Source organism: Leptospira brenneri (genome assembly GCF_002812125.1).
In the GTDB taxonomy this organism is placed as follows: Bacteria; Spirochaetota; Leptospiria; order Leptospirales; family Leptospiraceae; genus Leptospira_A; species Leptospira_A brenneri.
The window spans coordinates 98111-120404 of record NZ_NPDQ01000005.1; the positions used below are offsets into that span (position 1 = coordinate 98111).

Here is a 22294-nt window from a genome sequence, read left to right on the forward strand (position 1 = left end):
TTGTTTCCTAAAGGGTGGTGGCTTTCGAATATTTGATTTACTATGTGAGATAGTAACCAGAAGATTTCAATTATTAGTTTCTTATGGCAAATCTTCCCACAAAATTTTCTCAATTCCTTTTTGAACAATCCACAGAGAAAGAACGTGAATGGTTAGAAGAAAAAGTCAAATCGAATGTTTTGGATTTGATGACTGCATTCGTTGCAGCTCCACGTTTTTTATCTAAAAAAAATATTTCTTATGATTCTAAATTTAGCGGGAGTTTAGTCCCGGAACATCCTGGATTTGAAGTGGATGGTTGGAGTTTTGTCCGATTAGCAAGAGTTTGGTTGCTTTTGCATATTCCTTCGGGCCCGAAAGAGCAGTTTCTTAAAAATATAGAAACATTGTTTGATACGGCAGAACTAAATGAATTAGTTGCTTTATACTCAGCTTTACCCCTCCTCGCATATCCTTTGGAATGGCTTCCCAGAGCCACAGATGCAGTTAGATCCAATATGGGATTTGTATTTGATGCCATAGCCCTTCGTAACCCCTACGCAGAACTTTATTTTCCTGAGTCTGCCTGGAACCAACTTGTACTGAAAACTATTTTTAATGGAAAACCAATTCATTTGATTTTGGGAATTGATCGTCGTAGGAACAAGGAACTATCCATCGCTGTATCTGATTTTATGGATGAAAGATCTGCTGCGGGAAGAAGGGTTCCAATTCAAGTTTGGAGACTGATGGGTGGTGCTTCGGATGAGGTTTTACATTCAAAACTCATTCCTTTGTTTTCTTCAGAATCGAAACTAGAAAAAGAGGCGGCAGCTCTTCTCGCCTTTGAATCCAAAGACCCTAAGATTCGTTCTTTACTCGCAAACGAACCAGATTTAGAATTATCAATACAAAATGGAGACTTGGATTGGTCTAAACTAGAGTCCATTCCTGAATAAATGATCTATGTGCCAGAAAGAAATCCATCAAACAAAAAATCCTTCTCATTTTGAATCGGCGGACCTAAGAGAAGATTCTCCAACACATCGTGATATATTATGGGAGGATTATGAGCACCTAATCAAAGATATGCGATTCTTTGATCCTCATATCCATATGGTTTCAAGAACGACAGATGATTACCAAATGATGGCAAAAGCCGGAATTGTTGCTATCATTGAACCTGCCTTTTGGGTGGGTCAACCGAGAACCGGCCTTGCAAGTTTTAAAGACTATTATAGTAGTCTTGTTGGTTGGGAGAGGTTTCGTTCTTCCCAGTTTGGCATTAAACATTATTGTACTATGGGTTTAAATTCTAGAGAGGCAAATAACGAACGTCTTGCGGAAGAGGTAATGGAAATTTTGCCTCTTTTTGCTTATAAAGAGGGTGTTGTTGGAATTGGTGAAATTGGTTTTGATGACCAAACAGCTTTAGAAGAAAAGTATTATCGATTACAACTTGAACTTGCAAAAAAAACAAGTTTGCCAGTTCAAATTCATACCCCACACAGAGACAAAAAAAGAGGAACCGAAAGAAGTATGTCCATTGCCTTGGAACACGGTTTGGATCCTTCTTGGGTTGTGGTAGATCATAATAACGAAGAAACCGTAAAATCAGTGTTAGATCAAGGTTTTTGGGCAGCATTTACTATTTATCCATTCACTAAGATGGGAAATGAGAGGATGGTTTCTGTTGTTGAACAGTATGGATCTGAAAGGATTATGATCAACTCAAGTGCAGATTGGGGAATTTCAGATCCACTGGCGATTCCTAAAACAGCAGCTCTTATGAAACAAAGAGGGATTCCTTTGGAGGTAATCCGTATGGTCACTTATCAAAATGCCATTGATGCTTTTGCGAAAAGTGGACAAATTGATGTAGCCGATTTTGAGACGGAATTCCAGCCAGATCCGAATGCAAAATTTCATGGTAATTCGATCCTTCGTGGTGGTCAACAACCAGTGGTGAATAAAAACTCATTACTAATCCAATAGATGAATTTAAAAGCCTATCTAACCTTACTTCGACCTGCGAACTTAGTCACTGCGATTGCCGATATTCTTGCCGGTATGGCAATCGTTGGTTTTGTTTGGAATGATAAAACTCCTATTTTTTTATTAATTTCCACCATTTGTTTGTATGGTGGTGGAGTTGTTCTGAATGATTATTTTGATCTAGCGATTGATACAAAAGAAAGACCAGAACGACCTATACCGAGTGGAAAAGTATCTGGGGTTTCTGCTTTGATTTTTGGAAGTATACTTTTGGGTTTTGGAATTTGTTTTGCATTCTGTTATCAAATACAAAGTGGTTGGATTGCTTTTTGTATTACAATTCTAGTCCTTGTTTATAATCGATTTGCCAAACACCATCCTTTCTTTGGACCTACTGTGATGGGAATGTGTCGAGGAGGTAATTTACTTCTTGGGATGAGTTTGGTTTCAGGACTAAAGTTGCCTCATATTTATCTTTCTTTACTTCCTATTTTGTATATTGCTGCCATCACGATGATCAGCCGAGATGAAGTTCATGGTGGTAAAAAAACTCCTTTGAGTTTTGCTGGATTCCTTTACCTGATTGTTTTTGGTTTATTGTTATTCATTTCGTTTTGTTTGGGGAATCTACTTTTTAGTTTTCCTTTTGTTTTTTTACACCTAGGAATGGTGATTCCTCCGCTTTATATGGCATACCGTAATCCAATAGGAAAAAATATTGGCAAAGCAGTGAAGATGGGTGTCATTTCTCTGATCATTCTTGATGCAAGTTTCGCGGCCAGTTTTGGATTGTTGACACTTGCGATTTTCATTCTTTGTTTATTACCACTTTCCTTAGTTTTGGCTAAATATTTTTCTGTTACATAAAACCGGTTATGATAGAAGATTCGTTCCCCCCTCTTAATTCAACTTTCCTTGTTCCTTTTCGTTATACGGTTCATTTTACAAAGGATATTTTTTCTCCCACAAATCATTGTTTGTCTGAATTTTTTGTTTCAGAGAAAAAAGAAGGCTCCACAAAAAAAGCATTGGTAGTCATTGATCAGGGATTACTCATTCACAACCCTGATTTAGTTTCTAAAGTTCGTTCCTACTTTAAAGGATTGGATTCTTTCGTTCAGCTAACGGAAGATATAATGGTGATCCCTGGCGGTGAAGATTGTAAAAACGATCCTAAAGTTTGGGAATCCTTGGTAGATGCAGTCGATCGTTATGGAATTGATCGTCATTCTTATATCATAGCCGTGGGTGGAGGTGCCATCCTTGATTTGGTTGGATATGTTGCGGCTATTTCTCACCGAGGGATTCGATTGGTTCGGATTCCTACAACTGTACTCTCGCAAAATGATTCGGGAGTCGGGGTTAAAAACGGAATCAACTACCAAGGTAAAAAGAATTTTTTAGGAAGTTTTGCACCACCTGTGGCCGTGTTCAACGATCTTTTGTTTTTAGAAAGTTTGGATGACAGAGATTGGCGTTCGGGAATGGCAGAAGCAATTAAGGTAGCTCTCATCAAAGATAAAGATTTTTTTCTTTGGATCGAGTCCAATGCAGAGGCACTCCGAAATCGTGATTTAGAAAAGATGTCTTATTTGGTTCATACATGTGCAAAACTTCATATGGATCATATCGCGAAAGGAGATCCATTTGAGTTTGGATCTTCAAGACCATTGGACTTTGGACATTGGGCGGCTCATAAACTGGAATACCTTACCAATTTTTCTCTGCGACATGGAGAGGCAGTGGCGATAGGAATGGCTTTGGATTCAGAGTATTCCTTTCGAATCCAATTTTTACCGGAAGGCGATCGAAATAGAATCCTTTCGCTTTTAAAAGAAATTGGGTTTAGTCTTTATCATCCAAAATTGTCTGAAGGAGAGAAAAAGAATTTATATTTAGGATTACAGGAGTTCCGAGAACATTTGGGAGGGAAACTCACCATTATGTTGTTACATGGGATTGGAATTGCTAAAGAAGTCCATGAAATTGATTTAAAAACTCTTTCAAGTGCAGTTGATTTTTTAGAAGAGAATTTGTGAAAACAAAATACGGTCACTTAACATATTGTTCCAATATTCATTCTGGTGAAACTTGGTCGGATCATTTTTCTCAACTGAAAGAACATTTACCGAAAATTCGTAAAAACCTATCACCTGATTCTGAGATGGGACTCGGACTTCGTTTGGCGAATGCCGCCTCAATCGAACTTATGGAACCAAAAACAATGGAAGAGTTTCAGAGTTGGTTAAAAGAAGAAGGGTTGTATGTGTTTCTCATTAATGGATTTCCTTATGGAGATTTTCATGAAACAAAAGTGAAAGAAAATGTATACAAACCTGATTGGGCTACTAGAGAAAGAATCGATTATACAATTCGTTTGTTTTTAATTCTTTCAAAATTACTTCCGGTTGGAATGGAAGGTGGGGTATCGACTCCACCTCTATCTTATCAGTATTTTGATTCAAATAAATCTACACGAGAAGATAGGGTGAGATTAGCTACAGAGAATATCTTAGAAGTTTTAATCTGGCTCATCCAAATAGAAAAAGAAACGGGGAAAACTTTACATTTAGATATAGAACCAGAGCCTGACGGGATTTTAGGAAATCTTGGACTTTGGGTTCACTGGTTTATAGATTTATTTTTGCCGCTGGCAATTCCTAAAATTCAAAATGAGTGTGGACTTTCTAAGGAAATAGCAGAACTAACAATTCGGAAACATATCAGGGTCTGCTTAGATGTTTGTCATTCTGCCGTAAGTTTTGAAGAAAACAAAACAGTTCTTAATCTTTTACAAAAAAATTCCATTCAAGTTGGTAGAATTCAAATTAGTTCCGCGCTCAAAGCAAACTTTGGAGAACACCCAGAAAAGATTTTAGATCTGTTAGCTGGTTTTGATGAACCAATTTATCTCCATCAAGTAATCGCAAAAAAAAATGAATCTATGATGCATTCATTTCCTGATTTACCAGAAGCCTTAGCAAGTGAAGTTGAATTCGGGGAAGAATGGCGAATCCATTTCCATGTTCCCGTATTTTTAGAATCTTATGGACTTCTTTCTTCCACAAGAAAAGAGTTAATTGAACTTTTAAATTTGCAAAAAGAATTCCTGATTACAAATGCTTTGGAAGTGGAAACTTATACTTGGGGAGTATTGCCAAAGGAACTACAAATGCCAGTGGCAGATTCCATCGTTCGTGAATTAAAATGGGTTTTATCAATCTTAGAACCAGATCATAATACAATAGGATAAAATATGAAAAAGGTAAAAACAATATCCTTCCAGAAAACAGTTGTCATTGATGTTGTGGGACTGAGTAACAATTTGATTGGAGAGTTCACTCCTTTTCTGAAAGACTATCTGAAAAAAAAACATACTTTATTCGTGAAACCTATGTTACCCGCTCTTACGACCAGTTCTCAATCTACTTACCTTACGGGGAAGTGGCCGAAAGAACATGGAATTGTGGGAAACGGTTGGTATGATAGAGATGATGCTGAAGTTAAATTTTGGAAACAATCCAACCATCTGGTCAAAGCAGAAAAAATATGGGAACGAGCTAAAAAAATAGATCCTAACTTTACTTGTTCTAAGATGTTCTGGTGGTACAATATGTACTCTAGTGCCGACTATTCGGTCACACCAAGACCGCAATACCATGCAGATGGTGTCAAAGCCCCCGATTGTTATTCGCACCCACCTGAATTAAGAGAAGAATTACAATCAGAGCTAGGTCAGTTCCCATTATTCAATTTTTGGGGACCAAATGCCAATATTAAATCGACGCAGTGGATTGCCGATGCAACGATTTCTGTAGATAAAAAATACAATCCAACACTTACTTTAGTGTATCTTCCTCATTTGGATTATTGCCTTCAAAAGTATGGACCTGATTTTTCCCATATCCAAAAAGACCTTTTGGAAATCGATTCTGTTCTCAAACAATTAATCTCTTATTATGAGAAAAAAGATACAAAGATCATTTTATTGTCAGAGTATGGAATCACTCCAGTGTCTCGCCCCATCCATATCAATCGGATTCTAAGGGAAGAAGGGCTTCTTGCGGTTCGGAGTGAAAGATGGTATGAACTTTTGGATCCTGGTGCATCTCTTGCCTTTGCGGTTTCAGACCATCAGTTGGCACATATTTATTGTAAAGATTCTAAGATTATAAACCAGGTGACGAATTTGTTACAGAACGTTGACGGAATTTCACTGATTTTAGATAAAAAAGCACAACAAAAATACAATATCGATCATGAACGTTCTGGTGACTTAGTTTTAGTTGCCGATCCAGACTCTTGGTTTACTTACTATCATTGGTTTAACGATCAAAAAGCACCAGATTATGCACGTTTGGTGGACATACACAGAAAACCAGGTTACGATCCATGTGAAATGTTTATGGATCCTAAAAAACCAGGAATTAAGGTTCGGGCGGGTCTTAAATTACTCCGGAAAAAACTTGGATTTCGTTACCTTATGGATGTCATCCCTTTGGATGCCCGTTTGGTGAAGGGTTCTCACGGTGCCATTCACGGACAAAAGGATTTTTATCCTATTTTTGTTTCTGAATTACCTTCCCCCAAGAAAGAAATTTCTGCTGATAAAGTGTACGATTTGATTTGGGAGCAAATGAGTTCTGGGATTTAATAATTGTTTGACTCTTTAGCTTCAAAACCAATATTTCTAATTCAGTGTCTGCAGAAGAAATCAAAGTTGTTAATTATTCCAAGGGTGCTGCCATTGTTGTGCAGAATTCCATCAATACGGGAAATTTTTTTATTGTTCGGTCGGGTCGGGTTTCCGTAGATTCCGAACATATTGTTGTCGATCACGAACTTTCGTTTTATGAAGCGGGGGATAGTTTTGGGCTAGTTTCGGCTCTCACCGAACATCGATTTTTAGTAACATTATTTGCAGACACAGATGTAGAACTTGTTCAAATTCCCATTCGACTTTTAGGATCATACCTCAAAGAAAGAAAAGAACTGGCGATGAAGATCTTAGGTCTTTATTCCAGGGAACTTCGAACCTTACAAAAACATCTTTCCAAGGCGAACAAACCAGCGGACCGAGAATACCATCCAGAAAAGTTGGTTCAGAATGCTCGAACTTATTTATCTTGGCAGAAGCCAAATTTAGCTGCTTATTCTTTGAACAGTTTCCTTAACTGGTCAAAAGAAAATCATTCCACCGACAACGTAACAGAAGCGAATGATTTACTTCGATCATTTGGTTCGAATTACAAACCTTTTGTTTGGGATAGTATGCAGGCGAGTTTAGATGCAGGCGAAATCCTTTTTGTAGAAAGTGAAAAGAATAACGAAATCTACGTAGTGTTAGAGGGAAATGTCAAACTATTTGGAATTGTGCGCGGTTATGAATACGTCATCGATGTGCTTGGGCCCGGTGAAATATTTGGAGAGATGTCTCTGATTGATAATGCACCGCGAATGGCCTCAGCCATCACTGAAACTAAAAGTAAAATCCTTCGTGTAACAGCAGAAAATTTATTTGAATCAGTTGGTCCTTCCTTATTACAAAAGATTTTCGAAAGTATCGCCAGACGAATTTGGTTTTCTCACCAACGTCTCGTAATCCTTCGGCTGAAAACTCCTGTGATTCGACTTTATGCCTATTTATATAATTCTATTCGTGACCAGGACATCCGACTGGGTCGAAATTTGGATGAAAGCCTCGCCAATGCCCATACCATCTATATCCAGATGGAGGAACTTTGTAATATGTGCGGAATCATTAAGGTAAAGTCTGAAAGTATCCACGAATTCTTAAGCGATACCAATTTGGTCATTGAACCAAACCGCATTACTATCAAAAGTCGAAAGCGCCTAGAAGAAAAATTAGGGCAATATAAATCCAAAGAAGGGCAAATTGTCGCTTAAAAAAACATCGGGGAAATGTTAGAAATTTTCCTTATCTGAAAAATTGTAATGATTTTTTTTCCTCGATGTGTTCTAGTTCTCTGATGAAAAAATTTCTCGTGTATTCTCTTAGTGCATTCTATATTACAGCGGGAATCAATCACTTCTTTTCCCCTGAGTTTTATTTGGAAATGATGCCAGATTATCTGCCTTTCCATGAACTTTTGAATGTGACCAGTGGCCTTGCCGAAATCACCCTTGGATCTCTTGTCCTTTACGAACGAATGCGAAAAATTATTTGTTATGGAATCATTCTTTTGTTACTCGCTATTTATCCTGCGAACATCAATATGCTACTAACTGCTTTAGAAGGAAAAGACTTTGGCTTTCCTATTTGGGCTTTGTACGCACGTTTACCAATTCAATTTTTGTTTATCTATTGGGCTTGGTTTATCCGCGACTTTAAATTCTCTGAAGAACCAACTCAAATTTAATTTTGATTTGTAAGATATAAAATTCTTTTCAGTATTTAACAAAGAATGACAAAAGAGCAAAAGAGAAAACCCCAGGAATCTACAAAAAAAATCAGCCAGTGGACTTTTCTTTCCAACCATGCTCATGTATTGATTTGTTTGAGTAAAGATCCAGAAATGAGACTCAAAGATGTTGCCCAACTTGTTGGAATTACAGAAAGAGCCGTACAAACGATCGTGAAAGATCTCGCAGATGCCGGAATTTTAGAGAAGAGTAAGGATGGACGTAGGAATCAGTATCTAATCCAAACAGATCAAAAGTTGCGCCATCCGTTAGAATCAGATCATTCTATATCAGAACTTCTTAATTTAGGAAAGTGACAAATCTAAAGTTTTTATCCTTGTTGTTCTGTCCATTCCTTGACCTTGGAAACAATCCACTCATTTTTGGGTACAGGAATTCCTAAGACCTTACCCATTTTTACTACTTCACCATTGATATAATCAATTTCTGTTTTTCGCCCATTGTCTAGATCTTGAACCATGGAAGTCCGAATACGAAAATATTTTAATCCAAGTATAATTAGAATTAGGTGGCAAATCCACCTAGGTAGAGCTCCTTTTCCATCACCTAATTTACGAATGGGAAACGAACCTGGTACTACTTTTTCTTCAATGTTTAAGGTTTCGATGATTTGTTTGATTTCTGTGACGGTCTCAAGTGCCTCTTTTCTTGAGGTATAATTTAAAAATAATTCTCCTAAACTTTGCCTTTTGGAAGCCGCGAGTCCATTGATAATGGCGTTGATTGCGAGTTTATGCCACCGGAATCCAGTTAATTGATCCGTTAAAATCACGGGTAGGTGAGGGGGTAAGATTTGGTTCCAAACTGGGTTTGGTTTTTTTCCCGAACTTTCTCCGAGGATCAGGCTCCCAACATTCGATTGGTAATACAATCCATCAGAAACGGCTTGAGTGTTCCAACCAACAACCCCTCCAATGATTTTATTTTTGTAGGATTCAAACTGCAACTCAGGGATTCCATTTTGAATTAGAATCCATTTCCCGGTAGGAGTCAGAAATGACTTTGTTTCTTCTATATACTCATTCAGGTTTTGGTTTTTACATCCAATAATGATATAATCGAATTTTTCCTTTGTCTCTTTAGCAATTGTTAAGTGGTTTTGTAAGTTGATGGAGATTTTTTTTCCTTTTGGGCCTTGGAACCGAATAGGAGTTTTACTTAAAGATTGAAATCTATCGGTATTACGGCATAGGATTTTAAAAGGAACCTTATTTTGGTAAAGTGCGTGAATGATGGTAACGGTAACAGATCCAATCCCACTAATGGCAATGGAGGGATATACATTTTGCATTTAGCAAAAAGTATAATCATTCTAATTATAAAAATCTTCTCTTTTTCTTTAAGATACTTTTTTAAAGATAAAAAATTTGAGGGAATGGAGGAGAGAGAAAAAATCATACGAAAGTTTCGTAAGGAAGTTTTATTTCCCTCTCAGCGTGATCACAAGTTTTACGTTGTCTAATTGTTTTCCCGTCTTTTGAAAGTAACTTTCTTTTAGTTCGTTTAAAACTTTCGATTCCAGTTCTTCGTCCATTTCAACATCTGTAATTTCCCCAGTCTCTTCATTGAGGGCGTGGTGGTGAGGATCAATGTTCGAATCAAAATGGGTCACACCATTTTTTAATTCCAAAGTTCCGAGCATACCTTTCTCAGCAAAGAGTTTCAGGTTGTTGAATATGGTCGCTCGTGATGCGTGTGGGAAATGAGAATTCACCAAATGAAAAACTTCTTCCGCAAACAAGTGTTGGTGGCGCTCTAGTAACAGGTGAGCCATTTCCAATCTTTGCGAAGTCGGCCGGATCCCGTGGGATTCGAGGAGTTCTTTGGTTTTTTGGTAACTTAAGTCCATCTCAGTTTCAAATTCTCCGTATGCTTTTTTTTGTCAATAATTAGACTAAGTCTAAAAAATCATTTGATTAGATATTATCTATTTTTAGAGTTAGTCTATTTCTTTTTTTCGCAAAAAAGGGAGCCACTGGAAAAGGAAACTGACTTTCGTTTTCCAGTGATTGGAAATGGATAGGGAGTTTTTTCTAAGAATTTGTTACACAATAGACCTTTTGGGGGAGAGTAAAAAGGAAATTCATTTTTGATCTTGGCTTTTCTGAAAAGCTGTATTGAACTCTTGGTTCATCGTTCCCAAAGCCTATCCTTTCTTCTCCGAAGGACCTAGATCATTTCATTCATTCCATTCTTATGGTTAACTTATTTACATAAAAGCTAACAATGATTTGTTGATTTTGAAGATAATGATCTATCTAAATGAAGGAAATCCTTAAAAATTTACGGTCTTTGGTTCTTTTTCGGTTCATTCCTTCAAAAGAAATTCTTTAAAAAAATCCTTGCACTTCTTTGGAAGTTTTATTCAATCCTTTCGGTGTTCTCCGGAGACTCTATGAAACCCGTTTTTTTATTGGTGTTTCTTTTGACTGCATCACTGAATGCAGAGGTTCTCCCATTGGAATCGGGATGGACGTTTCAATTAGAAGGAGATAACAATTCAAAACCTGTGCTAGTCGGTGTTCCTTTAGTGGGCCAAGGATATAAGGTTCCATTACGAGGAAGATATCGATTAGAAATTTCAATTCCAACTTTCCCTGAATCTTCTAGAGCAATCTATATGGACAGAATTCATTCTGTCGACCAGACTTTTTGGAATGGTAAGGCAATCGGTTCTACAGGTAGTTTTAGTCCAGAATACTATCCATATTGGCACAAAGTCCGTTATTATGAAATTCCTATTTCCTTTTTGAAAGAAGGTAAAAACGAATTGGTCGTTGAGATAGAATGCCGTGAAACACAGTTTAGGTGTGGTATCTTTCGGTCTGTCCCACTATTTGGCGCTCAAGATCAAATCAAGGACAAGATGGTTTTTGAAGATGTAAACCAAATCTTGATTCTTGCTTTATTTTTTGGGATATTTTTGCAACAAGCCATTGGTTATGCATTAAATCGTTCTTCTAAGTCGGGATTGTATCTTGCGGGAACGGCTGTATTTTTTGTGGGTTGGCGGTTACCAGTTTTAAATAAAATTCATTTTCTAATGATTGAACCTGAAGTTCTGGTTCGGTTGTTATTTTTTTGCCAATTTATCTTTCCCGTATTTATCATGTTATTTGTTCACAGCCTTTTTGACAGGCGTATCACTAAACTTGCTGTGATTACTTTCTTTTTGGATACTGTGCTTGCTTTTCTTCAGTTGTTTTCAATGGATCCAGATCATAGATTTTACCTTGTTTATATCTGGTACATCTTACTTGGAATTAAGGTTCCCATTCTCATTCAATTGTTGTTTAGAAATTATAAAAAAACGGTTGAGGCAATTGTTGTTTCACTCGGAGCTCTTGTTGCAACTTTTTTAGGAATAGCGGATGTCATTACCGATTTAATTACGGGGAAAAATGCTTATTTAACTCAATATGGAATATTAACTTTTTTGTTTACTGGTGTGCTCGCAATTGCTTTACAAAGTGCGAGGACAAGAAGAGAACTTCGTAACTTAAATGAATCTTTGGAAATGATCGTCACTCTCCGTACTCAAGAATTACATAAACAATATAAACTTTTACATGACGATTTGGTTATGGCTGCTGGTTTACAATCAAAACTAATTCCTCCGATGGAATTCAAACATAATACTTTGAGTGTAGCGTCAGTTTTTATGCCTATGGAAAAAATTGGTGGCGATTATTTTGATTACTTTGTTCATAATGATGGATCCATCAGTTTTTTGTTATGTGATGTTTTGGGTCACGGGATTGCTGCTGCTCTCATTGCAAGTATGTTAAAAGTGAATTTTTTAGAAATTGCTCCGAAAGAAAAGGATCCTGCACTTTTTTTGTCAGAATTAAATCTAAAAATGTTACCTGTGGTCGAAAAAAATTACATCACTGCGGTGGTGAGTCATTTTGATTTAGAAAATTCTATATTGAAATATTCAGTTATGGGACATCCCAGCCCTTATTCCATGAATCTCAATTCTAATGATTTGACACCTCTTGGTGGAAGAGGTCCTATTATGGGCTGGAAGAAAGATATTTCTCTCGAAACATTTACAAAGGAACTAAAGTCTGGTGATCGTTTCTTTTTTTATACAGATGGGATCACTGAAAGTCAAAATAAAAGTAGGGAAATGTACGGAGAACTACGTTTAAGGCATCAGTTGGCGGAAGGGCTCAATCTTTCCCCAAAAGACCTTAATGAAAAAATCCAAAAGGACATCCGAAATTTCGCATTTCGTTTGTCAGATGACGTGACATACTTTACGATCGATATCAAATGAAAGTTTTACTGGATAAGCTGGGGGTCCGGAAATTACTAAATTTTGGAGTCACTGAACATTTGGGGTTGGAGTCTTCTGTAAGAGTCCAACTTTCTAACTTAATTGCGGTTTTGGGAATATTCTCAAACATTCAATATTCTATTTTTTTCACGATCACTAAGGCTCCTTATTATCAGGTGATGAATTTTGTTCATAGCTTTGTTATTTTTGTTTTTATAATCGTTTTTTATTTCAATATAAAAGGTAAGTATTCTCTTTCTCGAATTTTTTTAGTGTTTATCATGCCTGTTCCGTTATTATGTGTTTCAACATTTAGTTTTGGAACTACTGGTGGATTCTATTATTACTTTTTGGTGTTTGCTATTGTTCCCTTTGTTCTTTTTTCTTATGATGACAAGTGGTGGATTCTTTTTTTATTCCTGATGAATACTGCGTTTTATGTTTGGTTCGAATTTTTTGGTAAACCAGGCATTTTTGAAGAAGGAACTCTTTTGTATCACAAACAAGTTCAGGATTTATTTCGCATCAATTCAGTGGTTTCTTGTTTGTCTTTTGTTGCCCTATTTATGTTTTATTTTTTAAGAAACATAAACCGAATCCATAAGGAAATGATTCGGGTGAATGACCATAAGGATCGAATTTTTTCCATCCTCGCACATGATCTAAAAGGTCCGATTGGAATTATGAGTAGGTATCTGGGTTATTTAACAGACTCCTTACCTGAACGAGAAGAATTGATTTTAGGTTTGAAAGAACTTAAAAAGAGCACAAATCAATCTTATTTAGTTTTGGAAAACCTGCTGGATTGGGTTCAGAACGAAACTAAGAAAACACAATACAATCCCAAAAGTTTAAGTTTATCTTTGCTTTTAAAAAATGCTATTGATATACTCAATATTCAAGCCACAGACAAAGGGATCCAATGGGAAGTGAACCTTTTGAATGATCATCCAATTTATTGTGATGAACGAATGACTTCGACTGTCTTGCGTAATATATTATCCAATGCAATAAAATATTCACATCCAAAAGGTAGGGTGGTCATCGAGGCAGAATTAGTATCATCATCTATAGAAGTTCGGTTTCAAGACCAAGGAATTGGGATGACGGAAGATCTTTTGAAAAAAATAATCGAAGGCAAACGATTTACTTCTGAGTTTGGAACTGTTGGAGAAAAAGGAACAGGTCTAGGGCTTTTAGTTTGTATGGATTTGTTAAAAGAACAAGGTGGTTCACTTCATTTGACAAGTCGCCCAGGAGAAGGAACAAAAATCATCATTCAACTACCACTTGCAGGTTAAATTCATTTCTTTTTTTTACACCTTTGTTTGAATCATAAAATATGTGGCCTTCTTCTTATTTTCAATGGTTAACCAAATCTGCACCGACGGGTGTTGTAGAGGTTTATCCTGAAATTTCTGATTCTTACGAAACCAATCTTCCAAATGTTTTTATTATAGGTGATTTAACGGGTGTTCCGCTATTGAAGTTTGCCGCAGAAAGTGGGGTGAATGTATGGAAACACATTCGAGTCAATAAAACAGATTATTTGGATGCCGTGATCATTGGTTCTGGGCCGGCTGGATTGTCTTGTGCCTACGAAGCAAAACGACTTGGTAAAAAATATGTTGTTCTTGAGGCAAACCTTCCCTTCCAAACCATTCAGAGTTATCCAAAACAAAAACCAATCTTTTCTGAACCAAAGAATTTTAACTCTCAATCGAAAGTTGTCATCCAAGATTCAATCAAAGAAGAATTACTCGAATCCCTGAATGCATTGCTTCAAAAAGAACCTGTTGCATTACATACAAGAAAACGAGTTTCATCGATTCAGTCGAATGGTTCTTTTTATACGGTTCATACAGAATCCGGTGATTCTTATTATACAAACTCTGTGGTGATTGCTATAGGAAAGTCCGGAGATCCAAAACGTTTAGAAGTTAAGGGTGAGACAAATCCAAATGTATTCTACCGCCTCTTTGATCCTTATGATTCTAAAGATAAATCGATTGTGATTGTGGGTGGTGGTGATAGTGCTGTGGAAGCTGCAATCGCTTGTTCTGATTTTGCAAATGAAGTCTCTCTCATACATAGAGGAAAAGAGGTAAGTCGGCCCAAGGAAGAAAATCAAATACTCTTAGAAAAAAAAGTGAAAGAGGGGAAGATAAAACTTTTACTGGAATCTCAAGTAACGGAGATTACAGAGCAGAATGTCTTTGTAAAATCCTCAGTTTCCTCGAGCAAACATAAGGCTGATTTGGTTTATATTTTGATAGGAAACTTAGCTCCTATTCCTTTTCTGAAAAAAATAGGAATCAAAATACAAAATGAAAAATCATTATCTGACTGGGTGGGTTTCTTTTCTCTTTTTTCATTTGCAGGTCTTGCTTATTTGGGGAAGGCTTCGTTTTATGGGCCAGGTTGGTTTTCGCCTTTAGCAACTGGATTTGCTGGTTTGTCAATTCTAGGTTTGATTCTTTTTTGTTATCTGAAACTTACGGGAGGGACTCGACCTCTTCAACCTTGGATACTAATCCGTAATACTTATCTCCTTTGGCTTTTTTTCTATTTTTTATTTGTTTATATTTCGGCAACTTACTTTGGTTATACTTTATTTGGTAAATATCCTTCCTTCCATTATACCATGTTATACTCTCTCACGATATTGGTATTTGGAATTCGAAGGATTCTTGTTCGGAAAACAAATTACATTCTCTATCAGACACTTTGTTTGATTTTTGTACAAGTTTTCTTTTTGTTCCTTTTGCCTGAACTCATTCTGCCAGAACTTGGAGGCCTTGGTTATTTGGGTAGTCCTGATGGATTCCTCCGCACGCAAGTTTTTCCAAATGATGCCTATTGGAAAGCTTATGGATTTATTTTGGCATGGCCTTTGAGTATGGGTGTATTATATGATGGAGGAATCACTAACTTTTGGTTAGGTTATGGAGTTCTATTTAGTTTTGGACTGATTCCATTTTTAGTTTATCGTTATGGGAAGGGTGCTTATTGTGGTTGGATTTGTTCTTGTGGAGGACTTGCGGAAACACTCGGCGATGAACATCGACAAAAAATGCCACATGGGAAATGGGCTTACCGTTTAGAACATTCTGGTCAATACATTCTATTCATTGCCTTTCTACTCACAGCTTTAAAACTATTTGGGGTATACGGAAAAAGAATAAATCCAGGTCTGGAGGCGACTGAGTTCATTGCAGATTCCGTTAAGTGGATTTATGATCTCTTTGTTGATATTGGCCTTGCCGGTGTTGTAGGTGTAGGGTTTTATTTTTTGTTTTCCGGACGGATTTGGTGTCGGATGTTTTGTCCTTTAGCTTCTCTGATGCATATCTATGCAAAGTTTAGTCGCTTCCGTATTTTCTCCGAAAAAAAGAAATGTATCTCTTGTAATATTTGTACCAAAAATTGCCATCAAGGAATTGATGTTATGGGTTATGCGAGTCGCGGAATTCCATTGGATAGCGTACAATGTGTACGTTGCTCTGCTTGCGTTTCCCTTTGTCCAACCGACGTATTGGAGTTTGGAAGGTTTGTGTCTAGTGGAATTCAATATGATTCTATCCAGGCAAAGTTAGGTAAATAAGTTCTTTGAGAGGTCTAAGAGAAGATATTGAAGGTCTTTTTTTGGAGGGTGTCCATGCGGCTACTCCCAAACATCTTTCCCCTCTTTTTTGGAGAGAACATTCTGAACTAAAACATCTTTTGTCTCATCCAGATAAAAAGAACTATGTCTTTGCCTTAGGAAAGGCAGCTTACTCGATGGCTTTATCTTTTCAGGATTTTTTTTCGGTGGATTCTGGATTTATCCTTACAAAATACAAACACCTTCCTAGTGAAATTGCATCCAAAGGCCAATTGGGGGTCTGGAAGTGTAGGGAAGCTTCTCATCCAATCCCAGATCAGAATTCAGAAAGATACTCACGCGAAGTTTTATTTGATTTAAAAAATTTAAACGAAGACCACCAATTGATTGTTTTGTTGTCTGGTGGGGGATCTAGTTTATTTGAGATTCCAGAACTAGGTTATTCATTAGAAGATATCATCCAACTGAATCAAAATTTACTAAAGAAGGGTCTCTCTATACAAGAGATCAATTCCGCAAGAAAAGAATATTCTGCACTAAAAGCAGGAAAGTTATTGGGTCAACTCAATCCAAATTTGAAAGTTTATACTTTTGTGATTTCTGATGTATTAGGTGATGATCCTAATGTGATTGCTTCCGCCCCTACCTATCCCGGAAGTGAATATTTTATCATGGGGAATTTGTCTTCTTCTCTTAACGCGATTCAAAACAAAGCAGTTGATTTGGGTTATCAAGTAAAACAAATTTCTAATTCTTGGGACTTATCTAGTGAGGAGACCGCAAAGCGAATGATAGACGAGCTTTTGGTAGCGAATGAAAACCCAAATCCGCAAGCCATTCTACTTGGTGGGGAACTGGTTTGTCCTGTTCATGGAGATGGACTAGGTGGGCGAAATCAAGAAACTGCTCTTCGGGTGGGCATCCTCGTTGATTCGATCAGAACCAATCGAGAATGGATGTTTTTATCTTGTGGAACTGATGGTACGGATGGGCCCACTGATGCTGCTGGTGGGATTGTTGGGCCGGAGAGTTTGAAGCAAATGAAAACTAAAGGATGGGATCCTGTGTTAGAATTGGAGCGGTCCAACTCCTATCCAATCCTCAAAGATATTGGGTCACTACTTTTTACTGGTGCTACAGGAACCAATGTAAATGATATTATCATTCTTTTACTCGCTAAAAGGAATTCCTAACTTTCTATTTTGACCTGACCAATAAATTTGAAAGAGTGGATTCTGCCAGCGACTCTTCCCAATTTTTGCCTCTATCAATTCTTCATCGATCTTTTTCAGGACATTGACATGATCTTTTAAAAATCTCCATTGGGATTCTTCTTTTTTTTGTGGAGAAAGGTTTTCTTTGGATAAATTTAATATAGATTCTTGAAGTCCCGTTAAGGCAGGAACTAAGATAGAACGTACTGATTGGTAGTCGAAGTTTGATTTTCTCGCAATTGATTCGTGTAACCACCATAAGGTTTCCGAATAAGTTTCATTGGATACCAGGCTAGATGAGTTGATAAAGTTTTTTGTTCCAAAAAAGAATGGTTTGAACAAACTAAGACAAGGTGTCGATGTTCCTGTATAGAATATACGGAGAGGATCTTGGTTTGTTTCTGACGTATCCCATTCCACGACCAAACTTCCGTTGGTTTGGTTGGGTGTTGTAGGACCAGTTGCGTGTAAACAAAGTGACTTCATTGAGGAAGAAGAAGGTTCAAATTCATCAGTATCAATCGAGTGTGTTCGTAAAGTTTCAATAGCTTGTTTGATCGAATACTTTTCGTTTTCTTTACTCGCTTTTTCGGCTGTTTTTTCGTGTAATTTCCTTCTATCTTTACAATGGCTCATAAAAGTAAAAAAATGATCACTGAAATGATCTTTAAAAGAAAAATCTTTATTGTTTTTTCCTTTTAGTTTATCGATTAAATTGGTAGAAGAATATTCAAAATCGGATCCAATGGTTAAACCATTGGAGATGGCATAAAAAGAATCGATTTTTTTAGCAACCCAATACCTGTCAGCCGTTTCTAAAACATATCCCTCTGTTCTATCTGCTATGATAAAACTATTGTGGTAGAAAAAAGAACGATTTTCATATCCACCACAAGCATCCTGTCCATAAGTTTCTAATAGTTCTGTAATTAAAAATAAACCATCTTTGGCAGATTTACATCTTTCAAGGGCCAAACGGATCAAATCCATTCCCGTCAAACCATTGTTTTGTTTTTTAATTTTTAGATTTGTAAAAACAGCTTCATTTCCGATGCATAATCCAAATTCGTTTACACCCATTTCCGCTCCCCACATATGAAACGGTTTACTTAAAAAAACTTCGTAAGTCATCGTTGCCTGAGGAATATCGATATAAGTAGTTCGTAATCTAGAGCCCTTAGGGTATTCCATTCGAGGAAGGTGAATGATTGATTGGGCTTCGTTTGGTTCCCGATCTGAGTTTTTAGCGAAGATTCTTTTTTGGGTATTGGTAAATTTTTCAGTGGCAAGAGAGGTATCGCACATTCTAGAATGTTAAACAGATTTCTTTTAAAAAACAAGACCAAATAACTCAAGAATATGCTTTCAATTCCAAAACAAATTTCCGAATTCATCCTTATGGGGCTCAGCCAAGAACAAGTCAGAGAAAACCGTAACAAATACGGAATGAATGAAATCAGTTCCTCACAAAAGAAAGGGATCTTTCGAATGTTATTTGAGGTAGTTACGGAACCGATGATTTTGCTTCTCATTTCCATCAGTATTGTTTATTTACTTTTAGGAGATCGCGGAGAAGCCATTCTTCTGCTCTTCTCTGTTGTTGGAATCATTACAATTACTTTTGTCCAAGAAAAAAAAACGGAAACCGCAATTTCTGCTCTTCGTTCTCTCGCAAGCCCAAGAACCAATGTCATTCGAGATAAACAAATCATTCGAATTGAAGGAAAGGATGTTGTTTATGGTGATCTACTCATTTTGAATGAAGGGGACCGGGTTCCTGCTGATTCGGAACTCATCTCTGATCGATTATTTTCCTGTGACGAATCCCTGTTAACAGGAGAATCTGTTCCTGTTTCTAAGTTGCAATCTGAAGTCATTTATTGTGGATCGTTAGTTGTTAGTGGAGAAGGTGTTTGTCGAGTGACAGCCGTTGGAAACTCTACAGAAATCGGAAAAATAGGCCGAAAGATTGCCGATGAAACTGTCGGCAGAACTTTACTCGAAGTGGAAGTGGCAAGGTTAGTTCGTAACTTGTTTATGGTTGCTGCCTCTTTGTGTCTGATTCTAGCTTTGTATTTTGGAATTGCAAAAAATGAGTGGTTACAAGGATTACTTTCTGGTCTTACACTTGCGATTGGACTTATGCCAGAAGAACTTCCTTTGGTTTTAACTATATTTTTTGCACTTGGTGCATTTCGTTTGAGCACAAAGAATGTTTTAGTAAGACGGTCCTCTATTATCGAAACATTAGGTGCTGCAACAGTTCTTTGTTCGGATAAAACGGGAACCATCACACAAAACAAAATGACTGTTGGAATCGTCATTACAAAATCAGAGACAATAAAACTGAATCCGAATCTAAAACTTTCGGAGGAAACAAAATCATTACTTCAAATAGCATATTCTGCATCCAAACATCCAAGTTTTGATCCAATGGATATTGCAATCTCTGATTGTTTAGTTTCCTATGATCAGGTAAATGATTCAGATTTAATTTCTGTAAAAGATTTTCCTTTAAGCCCAGAACATTTAACAATGGTTCGTGTTTTGAAAGAAAATGATTTTTACTTTTGTTACGCAAAAGGATCCCCTGAGGCAATTTTTGATTTATGTAATTTTGATGTGTCTGAATTTGATTTTTGGACTAATAAAACAAATGAATTAGCGAAAGAGGGTTATCGAGTATTAGGAGTTGCTAAATCAACATCCCCTTTGGATCGGGTTCCCAAAAACAGAAAAGAATTAGTATATCAGTTTTATGGTTTATTAGCTTTTTTAGATCCCATTCGAGAGATTGTTCCTTTAGCCGTAAAAACGGCTTATGATTCGGGAATTCGAGTGATTATGATCACAGGAGACTATCCAGAGACTGCAAAAAACATCGCAGGCCAAATTGGATTAAAGGATTCTCACTTAGTGTATACCGGAAAAGAATTTTCTAATTTAAATGAAGAAGAAATGCAATCTGCCATTCGTAAATGTAATATTTTTTCAAGAGTGAGCCCTGAGGACAAATGGCGAATTGTTCGAATGTTAAAAGCTGATGGTGAGATTGTTGCTATGACAGGAGATGGTGTCAACGATGCACCGGCTCTTCGCACAGCCAATATTGGTGTTGCGATGGGGGAAAGAGGAACCGACGTTGCTCGTGAGGCCGCCGATATTGTTCTGTTAGATGATTCTTTTTCTTCAATTTTAGAATCGGTTCGTATTGGTCGTCAGATTTTTGATAATTTAAAAAAGGCACTGGGATATTTGATCGGGGTTCATATACCTATTGTTGGAATCACCTTTTTCCCAATTATCTTTGATTGGCCAATCATCGTTTTGTCGGCGGTTCATATCGTGTTTATGGAAATGGTCATTGATCCCACATGCACCATTGTATTTGAAAAAGAATCTGCTGAATCCGATTTAATGAAAAGAAAACCTCGTGAAACGGCAGAACCATTGCTCGATCGTGAATTGTTTGTTAATTCCCTCATCCAAGGTGCATTTTCCTTGTTGTCTGTTGTTTCCTCTTATTGGATTACGGAATTTTTTCTGAAAGGAAATTCTTCACCCAAAGTGGTCAGCACTGCGACATTTGTTACATTAGTATTTTCAAATTTATTCTTAATCCTTGCTAACCGATCTTTACATGAGTCGATGTGGAGTCGGATGCGAATTCCTAATCCCATCATTCGTTATGTCTTTACCGGAACTATCGCTGTTTTGGTTCTCTCCATATATTTGCCAGGAATGAATTCGATGTTTCGATTTGTTCCGCTCAATTTTCTGCAATTTTCTTCGGCGATACTGGTTGCTTTTGTGGGAGTATTGTTTTACGATATGACAAAACTTTTAGTTTCGAAATTACTTCGTGGCTGACATTCCTGGAGTCATTTTCTAAACTGAGTCAAAGCTTATGATCGAACTTTTCTTTCCTAAAAAGTATTCTGCCCTTTGTTTAAAATCTGCCTTTTTTGGTTTTTTTGCCCATACAGGATTTGTGCGTGGTTTACAGGAAATTGGTTTTAAACCGGCGGTTGTCACTGGTTCTAGTTCGGGAGCGATGATTGGTGCTTTGTATGCCACTGGTCGCGAGATGGTTGAATTTGAATCCTTAATTTTAGGCTTAAAAAAGAAGGATTTTTGGGAAGGGAATTCTCTTACGATGCTTGGTCGTTTGTTACGAAAAGGTCTGAACGGCTATAGTGGGGTTCTCACAGGTCAGGCCACGAGGAAAATTCTTTATCCATATCTGGGGAATCAAAAGTTTTCCGATTTACCGATTAAACTTGGGATCGCTGTTTCCAATCTCTCTAAAAATAAACGTGAACTCATAACGGAGGGAAATGTTCTCGATGCAGTGATGGCATCGATTGCTTTTCCTTTTTTGTATGAAGTCCAAGAATTTCAGGGCCAGGAATTTTTAGATGGTGGTATTGGAGATGGAGAACCAATCAAAGAATTGATTCTCGACCCAAGTATTGATAGAATCGTAATCCATCAAATTAACAATCACAGACCACTCAGTCGAAATACCATGAAGCGAGCATTAGATGCCTCGGTTCAAATTATTGATTCGGAAACGGAAGATTTAAAATCTCTTTTGGCAAAAGAAAAAGGAAAAAAACTAATCAGGCTTGAAACGAATACTCCTTATTTATCACCGAATGATTTTTCGAAAGGGAAATTTGCACTGGCTGAGGGTCGTGGAACGGCTTACCGGCATAAGGCGGAAATTTTAGGAGATTTAGAACTTCCTGTATTTGGATTTTTTAATCAATAGGA

18 protein-coding genes are annotated in these 22294 nt (G+C 37.1%); 15 read left to right on the top strand and 3 right to left on the bottom strand.

Going from position 1 to position 22294, the window contains the following annotated elements; translation table 11 throughout:
* Positions 1–83: 83 nt before the first annotated feature.
* The 9 genes from CH361_RS11895 to CH361_RS11935 all read left to right on the top strand — a co-directional run bounded on the left by CH361_RS11895 (position 84) and on the right by CH361_RS11935 (position 8714).
* Positions 84–938 (top strand): EboA domain-containing protein, encoded by an 855-nt coding sequence (locus CH361_RS11895; protein ID WP_100791039.1) that lies wholly within the window; start codon positions 84–86, stop codon positions 936–938.
* A gap of 7 nt (positions 939–945) precedes the next feature.
* Positions 946–1974 carry a TatD family hydrolase gene (locus CH361_RS11900; protein WP_100791040.1) on the top strand — a complete coding sequence of 343 codons (1029 nt, stop codon included), beginning with the start codon at positions 946–948 and terminating at the stop codon, positions 1972–1974.
* Complete coding sequence (gene eboC / locus CH361_RS11905; protein ID WP_100791041.1) at positions 1975–2841, top strand: UbiA-like protein EboC; 867 nt, start codon at positions 1975–1977, stop codon at positions 2839–2841. It abuts the gene before it with no gap.
* An 8-nt stretch (positions 2842–2849) separates the two neighbouring features.
* Positions 2850–4013: a 3-dehydroquinate synthase gene (locus CH361_RS11910; RefSeq protein ID WP_100791042.1), complete on the top strand. Its 1164-nt coding sequence runs from the start codon at positions 2850–2852 to the stop codon at positions 4011–4013.
* A complete protein-coding gene (gene eboE / locus CH361_RS11915) occupies positions 4010–5227 on the top strand; it encodes a metabolite traffic protein EboE (protein ID WP_100791043.1) in 1218 nt (405 codons plus the stop codon). Before CH361_RS11910 ends, eboE begins: the two co-directional genes overlap by 4 nt.
* A 3-nt stretch (positions 5228–5230) precedes the next feature.
* Positions 5231–6628 (top strand): alkaline phosphatase family protein, encoded by a 1398-nt coding sequence (locus CH361_RS11920; protein ID WP_100791044.1) that lies wholly within the window; start codon positions 5231–5233, stop codon positions 6626–6628.
* A 44-nt stretch (positions 6629–6672) separates the two neighbouring features.
* On the top strand, positions 6673–7881 hold the full coding sequence (locus CH361_RS11925; RefSeq protein WP_100791045.1) for a Crp/Fnr family transcriptional regulator: 1209 nt from the start codon (positions 6673–6675) through the stop codon (positions 7879–7881).
* Between the two features lie 83 nt (positions 7882–7964).
* Positions 7965–8354 carry a DoxX family protein gene (locus tag CH361_RS11930; RefSeq protein WP_208861433.1) on the top strand — a complete coding sequence of 130 codons (390 nt, stop codon included), beginning with the start codon at positions 7965–7967 and terminating at the stop codon, positions 8352–8354.
* Positions 8355–8399: 45 nt separating this feature from the next.
* Positions 8400–8714, top strand: a complete 315-nt coding sequence (locus tag CH361_RS11935) for a winged helix-turn-helix transcriptional regulator (RefSeq protein ID WP_100791046.1) — start codon at positions 8400–8402, stop codon at positions 8712–8714.
* A gap of 14 nt (positions 8715–8728) precedes the next feature.
* Here the strand turns inward: CH361_RS11935 and CH361_RS11940 are convergent, their stop codons facing one another.
* A complete protein-coding gene (locus CH361_RS11940) occupies positions 8729–9709 on the bottom strand; it encodes a ketopantoate reductase family protein (protein WP_100791047.1) in 981 nt (326 codons plus the stop codon).
* A gap of 129 nt (positions 9710–9838) precedes the next feature.
* Positions 9839–10267, bottom strand: coding sequence for a peroxide-responsive transcriptional repressor PerRA (gene perRA, locus CH361_RS11945; protein ID WP_100791048.1), 429 nt, complete (start codon positions 10265–10267; stop codon positions 9839–9841).
* Positions 10268–10813: 546 nt separating this feature from the next.
* Between perRA and CH361_RS11950 the strand changes: the two genes are divergently transcribed.
* From CH361_RS11950 to CH361_RS11965, 4 genes are read left to right on the top strand one after another with little or no spacing between them, the layout of a single operon-like run.
* Entirely contained in the window at positions 10814–12700 is a 1887-nt protein-coding gene (locus CH361_RS11950; RefSeq protein ID WP_100791049.1) for a PP2C family protein-serine/threonine phosphatase, read from the top strand.
* Complete coding sequence (locus CH361_RS11955; protein WP_100791050.1) at positions 12697–14001, top strand: sensor histidine kinase; 1305 nt, start codon at positions 12697–12699, stop codon at positions 13999–14001. The genes CH361_RS11950 and CH361_RS11955 overlap by 4 nt, the downstream gene beginning before the upstream one ends.
* 41 nt (positions 14002–14042) lie before the next feature.
* The gene (locus CH361_RS11960) at positions 14043–16304 is read left to right on the top strand and encodes an NAD(P)-binding domain-containing protein (RefSeq protein WP_100791051.1); all 2262 of its coding nucleotides are present in this window, start codon (positions 14043–14045) and stop codon (positions 16302–16304) included.
* Positions 16305–16309: 5 nt separating this feature from the next.
* Positions 16310–17497 (top strand): glycerate kinase type-2 family protein, encoded by a 1188-nt coding sequence (locus CH361_RS11965; RefSeq protein WP_100791052.1) that lies wholly within the window; start codon positions 16310–16312, stop codon positions 17495–17497.
* Here CH361_RS11965 and CH361_RS11970 read toward each other — a convergent pair.
* The gene (locus tag CH361_RS11970) at positions 17474–18823 is read right to left on the bottom strand and encodes a C69 family dipeptidase (RefSeq protein ID WP_100791053.1); all 1350 of its coding nucleotides are present in this window, start codon (positions 18821–18823) and stop codon (positions 17474–17476) included. The two genes, CH361_RS11965 and CH361_RS11970, sit on opposite strands and share 24 nt — an antisense overlap.
* A gap of 54 nt (positions 18824–18877) precedes the next feature.
* Here CH361_RS11970 and CH361_RS11975 point away from each other — a divergent pair, with 54 nt between their 5' ends.
* A complete protein-coding gene (locus CH361_RS11975; RefSeq protein ID WP_100791054.1) occupies positions 18878–21388 on the top strand; it encodes a cation-translocating P-type ATPase in 2511 nt (836 codons plus the stop codon).
* A gap of 37 nt (positions 21389–21425) precedes the next feature.
* Entirely contained in the window at positions 21426–22292 is an 867-nt protein-coding gene (locus CH361_RS11980) for a patatin-like phospholipase family protein (RefSeq protein ID WP_100791055.1), read from the top strand.
* The last annotated feature ends 2 nt before the right edge of the window (positions 22293–22294 follow it).

What these genes read in the sequence shown, in the direction of transcription:
- CH361_RS11910 (WP_100791042.1), top strand. Translation starts at nt 2,850, where the DNA reads ATGATAGAAGATTCGTTCCCCCCTCTTAATTCAACTTTCCTTGTTCCT.
- CH361_RS11955 (WP_100791050.1), top strand. Translation starts at nt 12,697, where the DNA reads ATGAAAGTTTTACTGGATAAGCTGGGGGTCCGGAAATTACTAAATTTT.
- CH361_RS11940 (WP_100791047.1), bottom strand. Translation starts at nt 9,709, where the DNA reads ATGCAAAATGTATATCCCTCCATTGCCATTAGTGGGATTGGATCTGTT.
- CH361_RS11970 (WP_100791053.1), bottom strand. Translation starts at nt 18,823, where the DNA reads ATGTGCGATACCTCTCTTGCCACTGAAAAATTTACCAATACCCAAAAA.
- CH361_RS11950 (WP_100791049.1), top strand. Translation starts at nt 10,814, where the DNA reads ATGAAACCCGTTTTTTTATTGGTGTTTCTTTTGACTGCATCACTGAAT.
- CH361_RS11895 (WP_100791039.1), top strand. Translation starts at nt 84, where the DNA reads ATGGCAAATCTTCCCACAAAATTTTCTCAATTCCTTTTTGAACAATCC.
- CH361_RS11960 (WP_100791051.1), top strand. Translation starts at nt 14,043, where the DNA reads ATGTGGCCTTCTTCTTATTTTCAATGGTTAACCAAATCTGCACCGACG.
- eboC (WP_100791041.1), top strand. Translation starts at nt 1,975, where the DNA reads ATGAATTTAAAAGCCTATCTAACCTTACTTCGACCTGCGAACTTAGTC.
- CH361_RS11975 (WP_100791054.1), top strand. Translation starts at nt 18,878, where the DNA reads ATGCTTTCAATTCCAAAACAAATTTCCGAATTCATCCTTATGGGGCTC.
- CH361_RS11920 (WP_100791044.1), top strand. Translation starts at nt 5,231, where the DNA reads ATGAAAAAGGTAAAAACAATATCCTTCCAGAAAACAGTTGTCATTGAT.
- perRA (WP_100791048.1), bottom strand. Translation starts at nt 10,267, where the DNA reads ATGGACTTAAGTTACCAAAAAACCAAAGAACTCCTCGAATCCCACGGG.
- CH361_RS11980 (WP_100791055.1), top strand. Translation starts at nt 21,426, where the DNA reads ATGATCGAACTTTTCTTTCCTAAAAAGTATTCTGCCCTTTGTTTAAAA.
- CH361_RS11935 (WP_100791046.1), top strand. Translation starts at nt 8,400, where the DNA reads ATGACAAAAGAGCAAAAGAGAAAACCCCAGGAATCTACAAAAAAAATC.
- CH361_RS11930 (WP_208861433.1), top strand. Translation starts at nt 7,965, where the DNA reads ATGAAAAAATTTCTCGTGTATTCTCTTAGTGCATTCTATATTACAGCG.
- CH361_RS11900 (WP_100791040.1), top strand. Translation starts at nt 946, where the DNA reads ATGTGCCAGAAAGAAATCCATCAAACAAAAAATCCTTCTCATTTTGAA.